We start from the raw sequence: 298 nt of genomic DNA on the forward strand, positions 1-298 counted from the left end.
AGAGCCGGGACTTCTACGGTCTCCTGGGGTTCGAGGAGGTCATGAACCTTGGCTGGGTCATGACACTCGGCTCTCCTTCCCACCCCACGGCGCAAGTCACCTTCATGAGCCAGGACAAGACCGCGCCCGTCGTGCCCGACATGAGTGTGGAAGTGGACGACGTGGACGCGGTCCACGCAGCGGTGCGCGAGAGCGGCGCGGAGATCGTGCACCCCTTGCAGGACGAGGAGTGGGGAGTACGGCGGTTCTTCGTGCGGGATCCCAATGGCCGGGTCATCAATGTGCTGAGCCACGGGTG

The 298-nt window shown here is 64.8% G+C and carries 1 protein-coding gene; it reads left to right on the top strand.

From position 1 onward, the window contains the following. Window positions 1–298 (top strand): VOC family protein (locus ACZ5CR_RS47485; protein WP_468870304.1); only part of this gene is annotated, 298 nt, incomplete at both ends.

This window comes from Streptomyces sp. NPDC031274, from assembly GCF_055570235.1.